This is a genomic window from Rubrivivax soli, assembly GCF_049810355.1.
In the GTDB taxonomy this organism is placed as follows: Bacteria; Pseudomonadota; Gammaproteobacteria; order Burkholderiales; family Burkholderiaceae_C; genus Rubrivivax.
The window spans coordinates 519789-536203 of record NZ_CP187368.1; the positions used below are offsets into that span (position 1 = coordinate 519789).

General features: G+C 69.2%; 16 protein-coding genes. 1 reads left to right on the top strand and 15 read right to left on the bottom strand.

The genetic code is table 11. The annotated features are described in order from the left end of the window. Positions 1 to 67: 67 nt before the first annotated feature. From dnaB to ppsA, 7 genes are all read right to left on the bottom strand, one after another. Positions 68 to 1471, bottom strand: a complete 1404-nt coding sequence (gene dnaB, locus ACPOLB_RS02280; protein WP_425259677.1) for a replicative DNA helicase — start codon at positions 1469 to 1471, stop codon at positions 68 to 70. Between the two features lie 137 nt (positions 1472 to 1608). Beyond that, positions 1609 to 2061: a 50S ribosomal protein L9 gene (gene rplI, locus ACPOLB_RS02285; RefSeq protein WP_425259678.1), complete on the bottom strand. Its 453-nt coding sequence runs from the start codon at positions 2059 to 2061 to the stop codon at positions 1609 to 1611. Between the two features lie 11 nt (positions 2062 to 2072). Beyond that, the gene (gene rpsR, locus ACPOLB_RS02290) at positions 2073 to 2363 is read right to left on the bottom strand and encodes a 30S ribosomal protein S18 (protein WP_425259679.1); all 291 of its coding nucleotides are present in this window, start codon (positions 2361 to 2363) and stop codon (positions 2073 to 2075) included. A gap of 45 nt (positions 2364 to 2408) precedes the next feature. After that, positions 2409 to 2711 carry a primosomal replication protein N gene (gene priB, locus ACPOLB_RS02295; RefSeq protein ID WP_425259680.1) on the bottom strand — a complete coding sequence of 101 codons (303 nt, stop codon included), beginning with the start codon at positions 2709 to 2711 and terminating at the stop codon, positions 2409 to 2411. 34 nt (positions 2712 to 2745) lie between these two features. Then, positions 2746 to 3111 (bottom strand): 30S ribosomal protein S6, encoded by a 366-nt coding sequence (rpsF, locus tag ACPOLB_RS02300; RefSeq protein ID WP_425259681.1) that lies wholly within the window; start codon positions 3109 to 3111, stop codon positions 2746 to 2748. A 93-nt stretch (positions 3112 to 3204) separates the two neighbouring features. After that, a complete protein-coding gene (locus ACPOLB_RS02305) occupies positions 3205 to 5304 on the bottom strand; it encodes a sodium:solute symporter family protein (protein ID WP_425259682.1) in 2100 nt (699 codons plus the stop codon). A 22-nt stretch (positions 5305 to 5326) separates the two neighbouring features. Continuing rightward, a complete protein-coding gene (gene ppsA, locus ACPOLB_RS02310; RefSeq protein ID WP_425259683.1) occupies positions 5327 to 7735 on the bottom strand; it encodes a phosphoenolpyruvate synthase in 2409 nt (802 codons plus the stop codon). A gap of 199 nt (positions 7736 to 7934) precedes the next feature. Between ppsA and ppsR the strand changes: the two genes are divergently transcribed. After that, positions 7935 to 8759 (top strand): posphoenolpyruvate synthetase regulatory kinase/phosphorylase PpsR, encoded by an 825-nt coding sequence (gene ppsR / locus ACPOLB_RS02315; RefSeq protein WP_425259684.1) that lies wholly within the window; start codon positions 7935 to 7937, stop codon positions 8757 to 8759. Here ppsR and ACPOLB_RS02320 read toward each other — a convergent pair. The 8 genes from ACPOLB_RS02320 to bamA are packed head-to-tail and all read right to left on the bottom strand — an operon-like array spanning position 8753 to position 16409. Continuing rightward, a complete protein-coding gene (locus tag ACPOLB_RS02320; protein WP_425259685.1) occupies positions 8753 to 9529 on the bottom strand; it encodes a TrmH family RNA methyltransferase in 777 nt (258 codons plus the stop codon). The genes ppsR and ACPOLB_RS02320 overlap by 7 nt on opposite strands. After that, positions 9526 to 10155 (bottom strand): ribonuclease HII, encoded by a 630-nt coding sequence (gene rnhB, locus ACPOLB_RS02325; protein ID WP_425259686.1) that lies wholly within the window; start codon positions 10153 to 10155, stop codon positions 9526 to 9528. Before rnhB ends, ACPOLB_RS02320 begins: the two co-directional genes overlap by 4 nt. Beyond that, positions 10124 to 11257: a lipid-A-disaccharide synthase gene (gene lpxB / locus ACPOLB_RS02330; RefSeq protein WP_425259687.1), complete on the bottom strand. Its 1134-nt coding sequence runs from the start codon at positions 11255 to 11257 to the stop codon at positions 10124 to 10126. Before lpxB ends, rnhB begins: the two co-directional genes overlap by 32 nt. A 4-nt stretch (positions 11258 to 11261) precedes the next feature. Then, entirely contained in the window at positions 11262 to 12050 is a 789-nt protein-coding gene (gene lpxA, locus ACPOLB_RS02335) for an acyl-ACP--UDP-N-acetylglucosamine O-acyltransferase (RefSeq protein ID WP_425259688.1), read from the bottom strand. A gap of 5 nt (positions 12051 to 12055) precedes the next feature. Then, complete coding sequence (fabZ, locus tag ACPOLB_RS02340; protein ID WP_425262002.1) at positions 12056 to 12496, bottom strand: 3-hydroxyacyl-ACP dehydratase FabZ; 441 nt, start codon at positions 12494 to 12496, stop codon at positions 12056 to 12058. An 8-nt stretch (positions 12497 to 12504) separates the two neighbouring features. Beyond that, a complete protein-coding gene (gene lpxD / locus ACPOLB_RS02345; protein WP_425259689.1) occupies positions 12505 to 13548 on the bottom strand; it encodes a UDP-3-O-(3-hydroxymyristoyl)glucosamine N-acyltransferase in 1044 nt (347 codons plus the stop codon). Between the two features lie 15 nt (positions 13549 to 13563). After that, complete coding sequence (locus ACPOLB_RS02350) at positions 13564 to 14106, bottom strand: OmpH family outer membrane protein (RefSeq protein WP_425259690.1); 543 nt, start codon at positions 14104 to 14106, stop codon at positions 13564 to 13566. Continuing rightward, positions 14106 to 16409: an outer membrane protein assembly factor BamA gene (gene bamA, locus ACPOLB_RS02355; RefSeq protein ID WP_425259691.1), complete on the bottom strand. Its 2304-nt coding sequence runs from the start codon at positions 16407 to 16409 to the stop codon at positions 14106 to 14108. The genes ACPOLB_RS02350 and bamA overlap by 1 nt, the downstream gene beginning before the upstream one ends. Positions 16410 to 16415: the final 6 nt, after the last annotated feature.

Genomic DNA, 16415 nt, shown 5'->3' on the forward strand with positions numbered 1-16415 from the left:
CCGCGCCGCGCGAGGGCTGGCTGGCTTGCAAGCCAGCCAGCGGGCCGCAGCCGCTTCGGGGGGGGCGTCAGTACTCGTCGCCCATCCCGGGTGCCAGGTTCTCGAACTTCGTCAGCGGCTTCAGGAAGGCCAGCTTCACCGTGCCCACCGGGCCGTTCCGCTGCTTGGCGATGATGATCTCGGCGACGCCCTGCTCCTTGCTGTCCTTGTTGTAGTAGTCGTCGCGGTAGATGAACATGATGATGTCCGCGTCCTGCTCGATGGCGCCCGACTCCCGCAGGTCGCTCATCATCGGCCGCTTGTCGTTGCGCGTCTCCACCGACCGGTTCAGCTGCGACAGCGCGATCACCGGGCACTGCAGTTCCTTGGCCAGCGCCTTCAGGCCGCGGCTGATCTCGCCGATCTCGGTGGCGCGGTTCTCGTCGCTGTTGCTGGAGCCGCTCATCAGCTGCAGGTAGTCGATGACGATCAGGCCGAGCTGGCCGTACTGCCGCGCCATGCGGCGCGCGCGCGCGCGCAGTTCGCTGCCGGTCAGCGCCGGCGTCTCGTCGATGAACATCTGCACCTGGCCGAGCTTGTCCACGGCCTCGGTCAGGCGTTCCCATTCCTCGGTGCGCAGCCGGCCGGTGCGCAGGTTCTGCTGGTCGATGCGGCCGAGCGAACCCACCAGGCGCAGCGCCAGCTGCGCCGCGCCCATTTCCATCGAGAACACCAGCACCGGCAGGCCTTCGACCACGGCCACGGCCTCGGCGATGTTCAGCGCGAACGCGGTCTTGCCCATCGACGGCCGCGCGGCCAGGATGATCAGGTCGCCCTTCTGCAGCCCCGCGGTCTGGCGGTCGAGGTCGAAGTAGCCGGTGCGCACGCCGGTCACTTCCTCGGCGCCGTTGTCGTGCAGTTCCTGGACGCGGTCGATCAGCGACACCACCAGCTTGTCGATGCCCTGGAAGCCCTGCTTCTGGCGCGAGCCCTCCTCGCCGATCTGGAAGATCTTGCCCTCGGCCTCGTCGAGGATCTGCGTCACCGCCCTGCCCTGCGGGTTGAAGGCGTTGGTGGCGATCTCGTCGCTGGCCGCGATCAGCTTGCGCAGCACCGCACGCTCCCGCACGATCTCCGCGTAGCGCCGCATGTTGGCGGCGCTGGGCACGCTCTGCGCCAGCGCGTTCAGGTAGGCCAGGCCACCGGCATCGTCGGCCTTGCCGTGGTTCTGGAGCTGCTCGAACACCGTGATGACGTCGGCCGGCTTGCTGGCGCTGACCAGCGCACCGATGGCCGAGAAGATCAGCCGGTGCTCGTGGCGGTAGAAGTCGCTGTCGGTCAGCAGGTCGCCGGCGCGGTCCCAGGCCAGGTTGTCGAGCAGCAGGCCGCCGAGCACGCTTTGCTCGGCCTCCACCGAATGCGGCGGCACGCGCAGGCGGGCGACCTCGTCGTCGCGGGGCGCGGATTCTCGGGATTCGAAGCGTGTGGACATCGGGTGATCTTGCGACGAAACGGCCCGGCGCGCGGTGGACAAGCCTGTGCAGAACCTGGGGCCTGGCTGGGGAAATTGCAGTGTGCCAATGAAAAAGGCCGGCACGAGGCCGGCCTTCGTCGACGCCGGGGCGTCGATCAGTCGTTCTGGGCGACGACCTGCACCGTGACGTCGACCACCACGTCGCCGTGGGGAGAGACGCTGACGCTGTGCTCGCCGACGGTCTTCAGCGGACCGTTGGGCATGCGCACTTGCGCCTTCGCGATCGCCAGGCCCATCTTCGTCAGCGCTTCGGCGACGTCGTGGTTGGTGACCGAGCCGAACAGGCGGCCGTCGACACCGGCCTTCTGGCCGATGCGCACGGTCTTGCCCGCCAGCTGTTCGCCGAGCGCTTGCGCGGCGGCAAGCTTGGCAGCGGCAGCCTTTTCCAGGTCGGCGCGGCGGACTTCGAATTCCTTGATCGCGGCTTCGGTGGCGCGGCGCGCCAGCTTGGTCGGGATCAGGTAGTTGCGGGCGTAGCCGTCCTTGACCTTGACGACGTCGCCGAGGTTGCCGAGCTTGCCGACCTTTTCGAGCAGGATGATTTGCATGGTGTCGCTCCTCAGACCTTGTGCTGGTCGGAGTACGGCAGCAGCGCCAGGAAGCGCGCGCGCTTGATGGCGGTGGTCAGCTGGCGCTGGTAGTAGGCGCGCGTGCCGGTCAGGCGGGCGGGCGTGATCTTGCCGTTCTCGCTGATGAAATCGCGCAGGGTGTCGATTTCCTTGTAGTCGATCTGCTCGACGCCGGCCACGGTGAAGCGGCAGAAACGCTTGCGGCGGAACAGCAGGGACTGGGTGTTGCGCTTCGGACGCTTGTCCTTCGAGAAGCGGCCTTTGCCACGAGGGGGAGCCATGGTGGATCTCCTAAATGAATACGGTTCGAACTGAAAGCAAACCGGTCAGGCTGCCATTGCTGGCGAGGCGTCGACCGACGTGATGTGGAAACGCATGCCGCGTCCGTTGCGCATGGCCGCCAGGAACCCACCGAACTGACCGGTGGCGCCCAGCGCCATCTTCGACAGCACCACGGTGATCTCCCCGATGCCCAGCGCCTTGATCTCCAGGGAGACCTTGCGCGGGACGCCGTTCTCGCTGACCTCGGACTCGTGCTTCAGGCTCAGGTCCAGGGCCGGCAGGCCGGCGGGGGTGTACCGCAGCGCGCCTCGCTCCACCAGTTGCGCCGACAGAACCAGGCGGTTCATCGGGCAGTTCCGGCGGAAGACGCGACGATGCGAATCAGGCGGCGGCCTCGGCCTGGCTGGCCTTGCGCGATTCCTCGCGCTCGACCGCCTTCATCATGATGGACGGCGTGGTCTCGGCCTTCTCCTTCTTCACCGTCATGTGCCGCAGCACGGCGTCGTTGAAGCGGAAGCCGGTCTCCAGCTCGGTCAGCACGGCGTTGGTGCACTCGATGTTCAGGCACAGGTAGTGCGCCTTGGCGAGCTTCTGGATCATGTACGCCAGCTGGCGACGGCCCCAGTCCTCGACCCGATGCACCTTGCCACCGCCTGCGGTGACCAGGGTCTTGTAGCGTTCCAGCATGGCCGGAACCTGTTCGCTTTGATCCGGATGGATCAGCAGAACGATCTCGTAGTGACGCATTGAATCTCCTTGTGGATTCCTGTTGCAGGAAGCCGCCCCGGTGCGTCAGCAAGCCAGGTGCAGCAAGAGTGAAGCCCGCGAGTATAGCAGGCGTCAGGTGCCGGGCCGACGCAGGTGGTCCACGAAGCGGTCTGCCGCCTCTCCCGCGGGCTGCGGCGTGCACCAGCTCACCAGCACCAGCGCCAGCGCGCCGGCCGGCACGCCGAAGACGCCGGCCGCGATGGGCGCGATGCCGAACCAGGTGCTGTCGGCCAGGGGCGTGGCCACGCCGAACAAGCTGCGCAGCCAGGGCTGCGTCGTGGCCATGTAGTAGCCGGTGACGCCCAGGCCCACCAGCATGCCGGCGACGCAACCCCAGTGGTTGGCGCGCTTCCAGAAGATGCCCAGCACCAGCGCCGGGAAGAAGGTGGCGGCGGCCAGCGAGAACGCGGCGGACACGAGCAGCAGGATGTCGGCGATCTTGATCGACGCCACGTAGGCCGCCGCCAGCGCCACCACCAGCAGCAGCACCTTCGAGACGGCGACCCGGCGCGAACTCGGCCGGTCGGGGTTGATCAGGCGGTAGTAGAGGTCGTGCGACAGCGCGTTGCTGATCGTCAGCAGCAGCCCGTCGGCGGTGGACAGCGCCGCCGCCAGCCCGCCCACGGCCACCATCGCCGACACCACGTACGGCAGGCCGGCGATCTCGGGTGCGGCCAGCGTGACGATGTCGGCACCGATGTGGAACTCGCCCAGTTGCAGGATGCCGTCCCGGTTGATGTCCTCGACCTGCACCAGCGACGGATCGACCTTGGCCCAGCCGACGATCCACGCAGGCAGCCGGTCGAACGGCGTGCCCACCAGCGCGTTGAAGACCTCGTGCTTGACCAGCAGCGCGAGTGCCGGCGCGCTGAGGTACAGCGCGCAGATGAACAACAGCGTCCAGCCCACCGAGCGCCGCGCTTCGCGCACCGAGGGCGTGGTGTAGTAGCGCGTCAGGATGTGCGGCAGCGCCGCCGTGCCCAGCATCAGGCAGAACACCAGCGCCAGGAAGTTCAGGCGCGAGCCTTCGTCGATGGCCCCGGGGGCGGCCAGCGCGCTGCCGGCAAACGGCTGCGCGTGCGGCAGCATGCCGCCCAGCGGTTGCGCCCAGGCCGAGGCCGTCGCCTGCTCGGCGGCGTAGCGACGCCGGGCTTCTTCTTCCGTGCGCGGCAGTGCCGCCAGCGCGCGGCGCGCGGCCTGCACTTCCACCAGCGGTGCGGCGTCTTCGGTCAGGCCGTCCACGGCGCGCTGCGCCGCCGAGCGGTCGGCGGCCATCGCTGCCGGCACGTCGCGCAGCTTGGCCTCGGCCTGCAGCGCGCGCTGCCGGTACGACTCCATCACCTGCTGCTCGCGCGGGTCGGCGATGAGCACGCGTTCGCGGTCGGTCACCTCGTGCAGCACCTGGCCGATGGTGAGCTGCGGCACGGGATTGCCGGTGACCTTCAGCGACAGCCAGGCGACCGGCGTGAGATAGGCGATGACGAGGATCACGCACTGCGCCACCTGCGTCCAGGTGACGGCACGCATGCCGCCGAGGAAGCTGCAGACCAGCACGCCGCCCAGGCCCACGAAGATGCCGATCTCGAACCCGAAGCCGGTGAAGCGTGCCGTGATCAGCCCCACGCCGTAGATCTGCGCCACGACGTAGATGAACGACACCAGCACCGCCGCCAGCAGCCCCAGCAGGCGCGGCAGCACGCCGCCGTAACGCGCGCCCAGGAAGTCGGGGATGGTGTACTCGCCGAAGCGCCGCAGGTACGGCGCCAGCAGCAGGGCCACCAGGCAGTACCCGCCGGTCCAGCCGATGACGAACGCCAGGCCGTTGTAGCCGCCCAGGTACAGCGTGCCGGCCAGACCCAGGAACGAGGCGGCGCTCATCCAGTCGGCCGCCGTGGCCATGCCGTTGTACAGCGCGGGCACGCGCCTCCCCGCCACGTAGTACTCGGCCGACTCCGAGGTGCGGCAGCGCAGCCCGATGGCGGCATACAGAACCACGGTGGCCAGCAGCATGGTCAGGCCGATCATGTTGCGGCCCAGGCCCAGGCGCTCGAGCAGCGCCATGCCGACGATGAAGGCGATCAGCCCCAGCGTGTAGACGCCGTAGATCCAGTGCAGACGGTGCCGGAACGCCGGGTCGTCGCCCCGCGCCCCCGTGTTCGCGCCGTCTGCCATGGCGATGGCCGCAGGCCCGGCGTCAGCGCGCCGCCAGCCGCTGCCAGGTGTCGACCACGGTGTCCGGGTTCAGCGAGATCGAGACGATGCCCTCGGCCGCCAGCCAGTCGGCGAAGTCGGGATGGTCGCTGGGCCCCTGGCCGCAGATGCCCACGTACTTGCCGTTGGCGCGGCAGGCCGCGATGGCGCGCGAGATCATCGCCTTCACGGCCGGATCGCGCTCGTCGAAGTCGTGCGCCAGCTGCTCCAGGCCGCTGTCGCGGTCCAGGCCCAGCGTCAGCTGCGTCAGGTCGTTCGAGCCGATGGACATGCCGTCGAAGTGCTCGAGGAACTGCTCGGCCAGGATGGCGTTGCTGGGCACCTCGCACATCATGATCAGGCGCAGGCCGTTGGTGCCGCGCTTGAGGCCGCGGTCGGCGAGCATCTGCGCCACGCGCTCGGCCTGGCGCACCGTGCGCACGAAGGGCACCATGATCTCGACGTTGTCCAGCCCCATCTCGCCGCGCACGCGCTTGAGCGCCTCGCACTCCATCGCGAAGGCGTCCTGGAAGTCGCCGCTGATGTAGCGGCTGGCGCCGCGGAAGCCCAGCATCGGGTTCTCTTCGTCGGGCTCGTAGCGCGTGCCGCCGATGAGCTTGCGGTACTCGTTGCTCTTGAAGTCCGACAGCCGCACGATCACGCTCTTGGGGTAGAAGGCCGCGGCGATGGTGGCGATGCCCTCGGTGAGCTTGTCGACGTAGAACGCGCGCGGACTGGCATGGCCGCGTGCCACCGACTCCACCGCCTTCTTCAGGTCGGCATCGATGTTCGGGTAGTCGAGGATCGCCTTCGGGTGCACCCCGATGTTGTTGTTGATGATGAACTCCAGCCGCGCCAGGCCCACGCCCGAGTTCGGCATCTGGGCGAAGTCGAAGGCCAGCTGCGGATTGCCGACGTTCATCATGATCTTGATCGGGCAGTACGGCATCTCGCCGCGCTGCACTTCGCTGACCTCGGTCTCGAGCAGGCCGTCGAAGATGTAGCCGGTGTCGCCTTCGCTGCAGGCCACCGTGACGAGCGCACCCTCGGACACCTTCTCGGTGGCATCGCCGCAGCCCACCACGGCCGGGATGCCGAGTTCGCGCGCGATGATGGCCGCGTGGCAGGTGCGGCCGCCGCGGTTGGTGACGATGGCGCTGGCCTTCTTCATGACCGGCTCCCAGTTGGGGTCGGTCATGTCGGTGACGAGCACGTCGCCGGCCTGCACGCGGTCCATCTCGGCGATGCTGCGCACCAGCCGCACCGGGCCGGTGCCGATCTTCTGGCCGATGGCGCGGCCCTCGGCCAGCACCGTGCCGACCTTGGCCTGGTCGCCCTTGAGCTTGTAGCGGTGCTCGATCTGGCCTTCAGCCTGGCTCTTCACGGTCTCGGGCCGGGCCTGCAGGATGTACATCTTGCCGTCGACGCCGTCCTTGCCCCACTCGATGTCCATCGGCCGGCCGTAGTGCTTCTCGATGATCACCGCGTACTTGGCGAGCTCGATCACGTCGCCGTCGTTCAGCGAGTAGCGGTTGCGCTGCTCGGGCGGCGTGTCGAGCACCTTCACCAGCTTGCCGCTGGCGGCCTTCTCGGCGTCGGTGGCGAACTCCATGCGCTGCAGCTTGCTGCCCAGCACGCGCCGGATGACGGGGAACTTGCCCGCGGCCAGCGTCGGCTTGAAGACGTAGAACTCGTCGGGGTTGACCGAGCCCTGCACCACGGTTTCGCCCAGGCCGTAGCTGGACGTGATGAAGACCACGTCCTTGAAGCCCGACTCGGTGTCGATCGTGAACATGACGCCGGCCGCGCCCAGGTCGGACCGCACCATGCGCTGCACGCCCGCCGACAGTGCCACCTCGGCGTGCGTGAAGCCCTTGTGCACGCGGTAGCTGATGGCACGGTCGTTGTAGAGGGAAGCAAAGACCTCCTTCATGTGGTGCAGCACCGAATCGATGCCGCTCACGTTCAGGAAGGTCTCCTGCTGGCCGGCGAACGAGGCGTCGGGCAGGTCCTCGGCGGTGGCCGACGAGCGCACGGCGAAGCTGGCGCCGGGATTGTCGGCGGCCAGCAGGTGGTACTGCGTGCGGATCGCGGCTTCCAGGTCGGCCGGGAACGGGGTCTCGACGATCCAGCGCCGGATCTCTGCACCGGCCTCGGCCAGCGCCCGCACGTCGTCGGTGTTCAGCGTGGACAGCCGCGCGGCGATGCGCTCGTCCAGTCCGTTGTGGCGCAGGAACTGCCGGAAGGCGTGGGCGGTGGTGGCGAAGCCGCCGGGCACACGCACGCCAGTGGCGGCCAGTTGACTGATCATCTCGCCGAGGCTGGCGTTCTTGCCGCCAACGATCTCGACGTCGTGCATCCTCAGTTGTTCGAACGGGACGACCAGGGCGGTCGCCAAAGTGGCCTGGGACATGGGAAAGCTCCGTAAGGTGAGAAACCGGGGGCTTCCGCATGCACGGGGTGCGTCCACGCGCCAGCACTTGTCGATTCTGGTTGTCGGCTGGGGGACGTCACGGCGGCGCTGTGCGAAAGGAATACTGCGAAGGATTCTAAGGACTTCTTCTTTATGATGGCTGAATGGCCGGCGGCCCGGACGCCAGCGCGAAAGCCCCATGACCGAACGCAGCGTCTTCTTCGTCTCCGACGGCACCGGCATCACGGCCGAGACCTTCGGGAACTCCATCCTGGCGCAGTTCCCTGCCAAGCCACGCCACGTGCGGCGGCCCTTCATCGATTCCGAAGACAAGGCGCGTGCGGTGCTGGCCGAGATCAACACCGTCGCCGCGGCCGAGGGCAAGCGCCCGATCGTCTTCATCACGCTGGTGCACGACGCCATCCGCAACATCGTCAGCAGCCCCGACTGCAAGGGCCTGGTGCTCGACATGATCCAGACCTTCGTCGAGCCGCTGGAGGTGGAGTTCGGCGTCAAGAGCAACCACCGCATCGGCCGCTTCAGCGATGCCAGCCAGAGCGAGGAGTACCACGACCGCATCGAGGCCATCAACTTCAGCCTGGCGCACGACGACGGGCAGAGCGCGCGCAACCTCGACATCGCCGACGTCATCCTGGTGGGCGTCAGCCGCAGCGGCAAGACGCCGACCTCGCTGTACCTGGCCATGCAGCACGGCATCAAGGCGGCCAACTACCCGCTGATCCCCGACGACTTCGAGCGCGGCAAGCTGCCGTCGAGCCTGGCGCCGTACAAGCGCAAGTGCTTCGGCCTGACCATCGACCCCGTGCGGTTGGCGCAGATCCGCAACGAGCGCAGGCCGGACAGCCGCTACGCGAGCCTGGAGAACTGCCGCTACGAGGTCAGCGCGGCCGAGCAGATGATGCGCCGCGACGGCATCTCGTGGCTGAGCTCGACGCACAAGTCGATCGAGGAGATCGCCACCACCATCCTGCGCGACATCCGGCCCGACCGACTGATCTACTGAGCCCGGCAGCCGGACTCGTACAGGCAGACCGCCGCTGCGGCGGCGACGTTCAGCGACTCTTCGCCACCTGGCTGCGGGATGCGCACCTGCAGGGCGCAACGTGCTTCCAGCGCGGGCGCGACGCCCTGGCCCTCGTGGCCGAAGACCCAGGCGCAGGGGCGCGGCAGGGGCGCGTCGCGCAGCATGTGGCCGCCGTGCGAGCTGGTGGCCACCAGCGGCACCCGCAGCGCCTGCAAGGCATCGAGATCGAGCGACTCGATGAGATGCAGCGCGAAGTGCGCGCCCATGCCTGCGCGCAGCACCTTGGGCGACCACAGGGCCACGCTGCCGCGCAGGGCCAGCACCTGCGTCACGCCGAAGGCACTGGCGCTGCGCAGGATGCTGCCGACGTTGCCGGCGTCCTGCAGCCGGTCGAGCACCACGGTGGGCGCCAGGGGGTCGATCGCCGGACTTGCCGGCACCGCCACCAGGAAGCCGATCGGCGCCGGCGACTCCAGCCCGCTCAAGGCCTTGAACACCGGGTCGGCCAGCACCGCCACCTGCGGCGCCCACAGCGCCAGCTCGCGCAGGCGCGCGTCGCCGGCCCAGGCGCTCTCGGCGACCAGCGCCTGCAGCGCCGGGCGGCCGCGCGCGCGCAGCGCGCTGCAGAGGTGGTCGCCTTCCAGCCAGGCCTCGCCGCCGCGGCGGTAGGCATGACCATCGGCGGCGAGCTTGCGCACGCGCGCCACCAGCGGGTTGTCGCGCGACTGGATGTGGCGGGGCTCGTTCATGGCTGCTGCTCCAGCACCAGCCGCACCGGCGCGTAGCTGCGTCGGTGCGCGGGGCAGGCGCCGTGGGCGCGCAGCGCCGCCAGGTGCTCGGGCGTGGGGTAGCCCTTGTGGCCGTCGAAGCCGTAGGCCGGGTAACGCGTGTGCAGCTCGGCACAGAGGCGGTCGCGCTGCACCTTGGCCAGGATGGACGCGGCCGAGATCGCGGGCACGGTGGCATCGCCCTTCACGATGGCCTCGGCCGGCACCTTCAGCCGCGGCAGCTGGTTGCCGTCGACCAGCACCTGCTGCGGCAGCAGGCGCAGCCCCTCGACGGCGCGGCGCATCGCCAGCAGCGTGGCCTGCAGGATGTTGAGCCGGTCGATCTCCTCGACGCTGGCCTCGGCGATGCACACGCACAGCGCCTTCGCACGGATCTCGTCGAAGAGCCGCTCGCGGCGGCGTGGCGTCAGCGCCTTCGAGTCGGCGAGGCCGGCGATCGGGTGCAGGTCGTCCAGGATGACCGCGGCCGCGACCACCGGGCCGGCCAGCGGGCCGCGGCCGGCTTCGTCCACGCCGGCCACGAGGCCCGGCGCGTGCCAGCCCAGGCCGAGTTGCTCAGGCAGCTTCGAGGACTTGCGCGATGGCATCGGTGGCGCGCTGGGCCGTGTCCTGGCGCAGCAGTTGGTGCAGGTCCTCGAAGCGGCGCTCCAGCGCCAGCGTGCGCGGGCCGTCGTCGAGCCACACGGTCGCTGCGTCGGCCAGGGCCTGCGGCGTGCAGCGCTCCTGGATCAGCTCGGGCACCACGAACTCGCGGCACAGGATGTTGGGCAGCCCCACCCAGGGCTGGTAGGCCATGCGCTTCATCAGCTGCCAGCTCAGCGCGGCCATGCGGTAGCCGATGACCATGGGCCGCTTGAACAGCGCCGCCTCCAGCGTGGCGGTGCCGCTGGCGATCAGCGTCACGTCGCAGGCCGCCAGCACCTCGTGCGAGCGGCCGTCGGTCAGCTGCAGCGGCAGCTTCGGCGCGTGCTGCGCCACCAGCGGCTCGAGCAGCGGCCGCAGCCCGGGCACCACCGGCAGCACGAAGCGCGCGGCCGGCCGCTGCCGGTGCAGCAGCACCGCCGCCTGCAGGAACGCGGGCGCGATGTACTGGATCTCGCTGCGGCGGCTGCCCGGCATCACGGCGATGACTTCGTCGTCGTCCCCCAGCCCCAGCGCCGCGCGCGCTGCGGTCCGCGGCGGCACCAGCGGAATCGCATCGGCCAGCGGGTGTCCCACGTAGCTGGCGGCCACGCCATGGCGCTGCAGCAGTTCGGGCTCGAACGGGAACAGGCACAGCACGTGGTCCACGCTCTCGGCCATCTTGCGCGCGCGTCCGCCACGCCAGGCCCAGATCGACGGGCAGACGAAGTGGATCGACTTGATGCCCGCGTGCTTGAGCGTCTTCTCCAGCCCGAGGTTGAAGTCGGGTGCGTCGACGCCGATGAAGGCCTGCGGCGGCGCCGCGAGCAGCCGCTGTGCGAGCCGGTCGCGGATGCCCTTGATCTCGCGGTAGTGGCGCAGCACCTCGACATAGCCGCGCACCGCGAGCTTGTCGCTGGGCCACCAGGCCTCGAAGCCGTGCTCGGCCATGCGCGGGCCACCGATGCCTGCCGCCTGCAGCCCGGGCCAGCGCCGGTGCAGGCCGCCCAGCAGCAGCCCGGCGAGCAGGTCGCCGGAGGCCTCGCCCGCGACCATGCCGATCTGCATGGCGCTAGCGGGCCAGCCCGCGCGTGGACGCCGCGATGAAGTCGAGCAGCATCGCGATGTCGGCATCGCCGCCGTCCACCGTGCCGCGCAGCGCGGCGATGCCTTCCCTGGCCTTCTCCAGCGTCAGCCCGTCGCGGTACAGCAGCCGGTGCATCTGCTTCACGAGGCCGATGCGCTCGCGCGAGAAGCCGCGCCGGCGCAGGCCTTCGACATTGAAGCCGTGCACGCCCAGCGGGTTGCCGCTGACCATCATGAAGGGCGGCACGTCCTGCGAGACATGGCTCTGGAAGCCCGTCATCGCGTGCGCACCGATCTTGCAGAACTGGTGGATGCCGGTGAGGCCGCCGACGATGACCCAGTCGCCCACCTCGACGTGGCCTGCCAGCGTGGCGTTGTTGGCCAGGATCGTGTGGCTGCCCAGCTGCACGTCGTGCGCCAGATGCACGTAGGCCATGATCCAGTTGTCGTCGCCCACGCGCGTGACGCCGCCGTCCTGCACCGTACCGCGGCTGAAGGTGCAGAACTGGAAGATGGTGTTGCGGTCGCCGATGACGAGTTCGGTCGGCTCGCCCGCGTACTTCTTGTCCTGCGGCGCACAGCCCAAAGCGGTGTGCGACGCGATCCGGTTGTCGCGCCCGATGGTCGTCGGGCCCTCGATGACGCAGTGAGCGCCGATCGTCGTGCCCTCGCCCACCCGCACGCCGGCACCGACGACGGCGTACGGCCCGACCGTGACCGTCGCGGCCAGCTCGGCGGCCGCGTCGACGATGGCTGTCGCGTGAACCGTCGCCATGGCCTTCAGGCGATCTTGCGCATCGTGCACATCAGCTCGGCCTCGACGGCGGTCTCGCCGTCGACGCTCGCGCGCGTCTTGTACTTGTAGATGCCGCCCTTGGCGCGGTCGATGCTGGCTTCCAGCACGAGCTGGTCGCCCGGCTCGACCGGTCGCTTGAAGCGCGCGCCGTCGATGCCCACGAAGTACACCACCGTGTCGTCGCCGGGCTCGGTGCCCATGCTCTCGAAGGACAGCAGCGCCGCGGTCTGTGCCAGCGCCTCCAGCATCATCACGCCGGGCATCACGGGCCGGTTCGGGAAGTGGCCGGTGAAGAACGGTTCGTTCATCGTCACGTTCTTCAGTGCCTTGATGCGCACGTTCTTCTCCAGCTCGACCACGCGGTCGACCAGCAGGAACGGGTAGCGGTGCGGCAGCTTCTTCAGGATCTTGTGGATGTCGAGCACAGGTGGTGTCATGTCTTGTTCTCCAGCGCCCGCTCCAGGTTCCGCAGCCGCTCGCGCAGGGTGTGCAGCTGCTTCAGCGTCGCAGCATTCTTTTCCCAGGACGCATTGTCGTCCAGGGGGAACAGGCCGCTGTACTGGCCCGGCTTGTGGATCGAGCGTGTCACCACGCTGGCCGCGGTGATGTGCACGTGGTCGACGAGTTCCAGGTGGCCCAGGATGATGGCGCCGCCACCGGCCGTGCAATGGCGGCCGATCTTCGCGCTGCCGGCCACGCCCACGCAGCCGGCGAAGGCACTGTGCGCACCGACGCGCACGTTGTGGCCGATCTGGACCAGGTTGTCGAGCTTGACGCCGTCTTCGAGCACCGTGTCCTCGAGCGCACCGCGGTCGACGCAGGTGTTGGCGCCGATCTCGACGTCGTCGCCGATCCAGACGCTGCCGAGCTGTTCGATCTTCTCCCAGCGCCCGCCCGCCGCCCTGTCGGGGGCGAAGCCGAAACCGTCGGCGCCGATGACGGCGCCGCCGTGCACGATGCCGCGCGCGCCGATGCGGCATCCCTCGCCCAGCACCACGTGCGGCCTCAGCACGGTGCCGGCGCCGATCTCGGCCCCGGCACCCACGTGCGCCTGCGCGCCGACCACGGCGCCGGCGCCGATGCGTGCGCCGGCGCCCACGAAGGCCAGGGCCCCGATGGCGGCAGCGGGGTCGATGACGGCACCCTCTTCCACCACCGCGCTGCGGTGCACGCCGGCCACCAGTGGCCCGCGGCGCTGCGCCGCCCACCACTGCGTGAGCCGCGCGAACGCGAGGTAGGGGTCGCTGCAGACGATGGCGGCACCGCGCGCCACCGCGGCGTCGCGCGATGCCGGCCCGACGATGACGCAACCCGCCTGCGACGCAGCCAGCTGCGGCTGGTAGCGCGGGTTCGAGAGGAAGGAGATGGTCTCGGCGGACGCGCCTTCCAGCGGGCCGATGCGGCTGACGGCGATGCTGCCGTCCCCCAGCAATTCACCGCCCAGCAGGGTGGCGAGCTCGGCGATGCGGACCTGCACGGCGGCCCGCGGCGACTACTTGCCCGCGCCGCCAGGAGCCGCCGGGCTGTTCAGCGCCCGGATCACCTTGTCGGTGATGTCGACGCGCGGCCCGGCGAACACGACCTCTTGCAGGATGACGTCGTACTTCTCGCTGTCGAAGATCTGCTTGATGACGCGGTTGGCGCGCTCGACGACACTGGCCAGCTCCTCGTTGCGGCGCTGGTTCAGGTCTTCCTGGAACTCGCGGCGCTTGCGCTGCAGGTCGCGGTCCTGCTCGACGAGCTCGCGCTGGCGGCGCGTGCGTTCGCTCTCGGCCAGCGTGGGGGCATCCTTCTCCAGCTTGTCGGCGGCGTTCTTCAGGCGCAGCGCCTGCTCCTGCAGTTCGCGCTCGCGCTTGCTGAACTCGGCTTCGAGCTTGGTCTGCGCTGCCTTCGCGGGTGCTGCCTCGCGCAGCACGCGCTCGCTGTTGACGTAGCCGATCTTCAGCTCCTGGGCCAGCGCGGCGGGCGCTGCGACGAGCATGGCCGCCGCGGCACCGAGCACGGCGACCAGCGAATTCACAGGCGACATCTTCATCAAAACGCGGTCCCGATCTGAAACTGGAATTTCTGGATTCTATCGTTGCGCTCGACCTGCACCGGCTTGGCCCAGCTCAACTGCAGCGGCCCCACGGGTGAGATCCAGCTCAGGCCCAGGCCCACGGACGAGCGCAGGCTCTGGTAGGTCATGTCCTGGTTCTCGCTCCACACGTTGCCGAGGTCGCTGAAGGCGAAGATGCGCAGCGACTTGTCGTTGCCGGTGCCGGGCACCGGGAAGTACAGCGAGGCGTTCAGGTTGAAGCGCTTCGAGCCGCCGATGTACGCGCCCGTGGGGTCCACCGTGCCGAGCGAGCCCTGCTCGAAGCCGCGCACCGTGCCCAGGCCGCCACCGTAGAAGTTCTTGAAGATCGGAAACGGCTTGCCGCCCAGCCCGATGCCGTAGCCGAGCTCGGAGTTGACGCCCAGCGACATGCGCGCCGGCAGCTGGAAGTACTGCTGGTACTGCAGGTTGGCACGCAGGTAGCGCACGTCGCCGGCCACGCCCCAGTCGAGGTTCACCCGCTGGTAGCGGCCGGCGGTCGGCGTGAGCGCGCTGTCGCGGCTGTCGCGCTGCCAGCCGATCGTCAGCGGGATCGAATAGCTGTTGGCACCGTACGTCGCGCGGTAGTTCAGGTAGCTCAGCGGGATGCCCTGCGACGTGCCGATGCGTGTCTGCTCGGCGCCGATGCCGAAGAACACGGTGTCGAACTCGGAGAACGGCACGCCGAAGCGGATGGACGCCCCGGGCGTGGCCAGCGAGTACTCGTCGCCCAGCTGGTTCAGCGGGCGCTGCGTGCGGTAGTAGACGTCGATCGCGCGCGAGATGCCGTCGACCGTGAAGTACGGATCCACCGTGCTCACCACCAGCGTGCGCTGCGACTGGCTGGTGTTGACCTGGATGCCCAGGTAGTTGCCGGTGCCGAAGACGTTGTCCTGCTGGATCGAGGCCGTCAGCGACAGCTTCTCGGCGTTCGAGTAGCCCGCGCCGAGCAGCAGGTTGCCGGTGGGCTTCTCCTCGACCTTCACGGTCAGGTCGACCTGGTCGGCCGCGCCCGCCACCTCGGCGGTGTCGACGCTGACCTCCTTGAAGTAGCCCAGGCGGTCGACTCGGTCGCGCGACAGCTTGATGCGGCCGCCGTCGTACCACGACGACTCGAGCTGGCGGAACTCGCGCCGCACGACTTCGTCGCGGGTGCGCGTGTTGCCGGCCACGTCGATGCGGCGCACGTACACGCGGCGCTGCGGCTCGGCGACGAAGTTCACGACCACCTGGCCGGTGGCACGGTCGATCTCGGGCCGCTGCTCGACGCGCGCGAAGGCGTAGCCGTACAGCCCGAACAGGTCGGTGAAGCGCTTGGCCGTCTCGGAAACGGCCTCGCCGTTGTACGGCGTGCCAGGCCGCACCAGCACGCGCGAGCGGAACTCGTCGTCCTTGCCGAGGTAGTCGCCTTCCAGGCGCACCGCGGTCACGGTGTAGGGCTGGCCCTCGCGCACCGAGATCGTGACCGTGATCTCCTGCTTGTCGGGCGAGATCGTGACCTGCGTGGACTCGACCGCGAACTCCAGGTAGCCGCGGTTGACGTAGAAGGCACGCAGCGTCTCCAGGTCGGCATTGAGCTTGGTGCGCGCGTAGCGGTCGCTCTTGCTGTACCAGGTGAACCAGCCCACCTTGGTCAGCTCGAACAGGTCCAGCAACTGCCGCTCGCGGAAGGCCTCGGCGCCGACGATGCGGATGTCCTTGATGCGCGCCGCGTCGCCCTCGGTCATCGTGAAGGTGACGTTGACGCGGTTGCGCTCGATCGGCGTCACCGTCGTCACCACCTCGGCGCCGTAAAGGCTGCGGCTGAGGTACTGGCGCTTGATCTCCTGCTCGGCGCGGTCGATCAGCGCCTTGTCGAAAGGCAGCCCTTCGCCGATGCCGGCGTCCTTCAGCGACTTGGTCAACGGCTCCTTGTCGAATTCCTTCAGGCCCACGAAGTTGACCGAGGCGACGATGGCGCGCTCTTCGATGATGACGACGGCCGTCTTGCCCTCGATCTCGATGCGCACGTCCTTGAACAGGCCGGTGGCGAACAGCGCGCGCAAAGCGGCCGCGCCCTTCTCGTCGTCGTAGGTGTCGCCGATGCGGAACGGCAGCGCGCCGAACACGGTGCCGGGGTCGGTGCGCTGCAGGCCCTCGATGCGGATGTCCTTCAGCACGAAGGGGGCGACCGCGAGGGCCGCGGGCGACGCCACCGCGGCGGCAACCACGATCATGGCCGCCGGCAGGCGCATCGCAGCGGTCGGAGAGACAGGGAACATGGAGGC

Coding starts and splice junctions, on each gene's coding strand:
- ACPOLB_RS02350 (WP_425259690.1), bottom strand. CDS start 14,106: ATGAAGATGTCGCCTGTGAATTCGCTGGTCGCCGTGCTCGGTGCCGCG.
- ppsA (WP_425259683.1), bottom strand. CDS start 7,735: ATGTCCCAGGCCACTTTGGCGACCGCCCTGGTCGTCCCGTTCGAACAA.
- lpxA (WP_425259688.1), bottom strand. CDS start 12,050: ATGGCGACGGTTCACGCGACAGCCATCGTCGACGCGGCCGCCGAGCTG.
- ppsR (WP_425259684.1), top strand. CDS start 7,935: ATGACCGAACGCAGCGTCTTCTTCGTCTCCGACGGCACCGGCATCACG.
- rpsR (WP_425259679.1), bottom strand. CDS start 2,363: ATGGCTCCCCCTCGTGGCAAAGGCCGCTTCTCGAAGGACAAGCGTCCG.
- rpsF (WP_425259681.1), bottom strand. CDS start 3,111: ATGCGTCACTACGAGATCGTTCTGCTGATCCATCCGGATCAAAGCGAA.
- dnaB (WP_425259677.1), bottom strand. CDS start 1,471: ATGTCCACACGCTTCGAATCCCGAGAATCCGCGCCCCGCGACGACGAG.
- bamA (WP_425259691.1), bottom strand. CDS start 16,409: ATGTTCCCTGTCTCTCCGACCGCTGCGATGCGCCTGCCGGCGGCCATG.
- rplI (WP_425259678.1), bottom strand. CDS start 2,061: ATGCAAATCATCCTGCTCGAAAAGGTCGGCAAGCTCGGCAACCTCGGC.
- lpxB (WP_425259687.1), bottom strand. CDS start 11,257: ATGCAGATCGGCATGGTCGCGGGCGAGGCCTCCGGCGACCTGCTCGCC.
- ACPOLB_RS02320 (WP_425259685.1), bottom strand. CDS start 9,529: ATGAACGAGCCCCGCCACATCCAGTCGCGCGACAACCCGCTGGTGGCG.
- priB (WP_425259680.1), bottom strand. CDS start 2,711: ATGAACCGCCTGGTTCTGTCGGCGCAACTGGTGGAGCGAGGCGCGCTG.
- rnhB (WP_425259686.1), bottom strand. CDS start 10,155: ATGCCATCGCGCAAGTCCTCGAAGCTGCCTGAGCAACTCGGCCTGGGC.
- ACPOLB_RS02305 (WP_425259682.1), bottom strand. CDS start 5,304: ATGGCAGACGGCGCGAACACGGGGGCGCGGGGCGACGACCCGGCGTTC.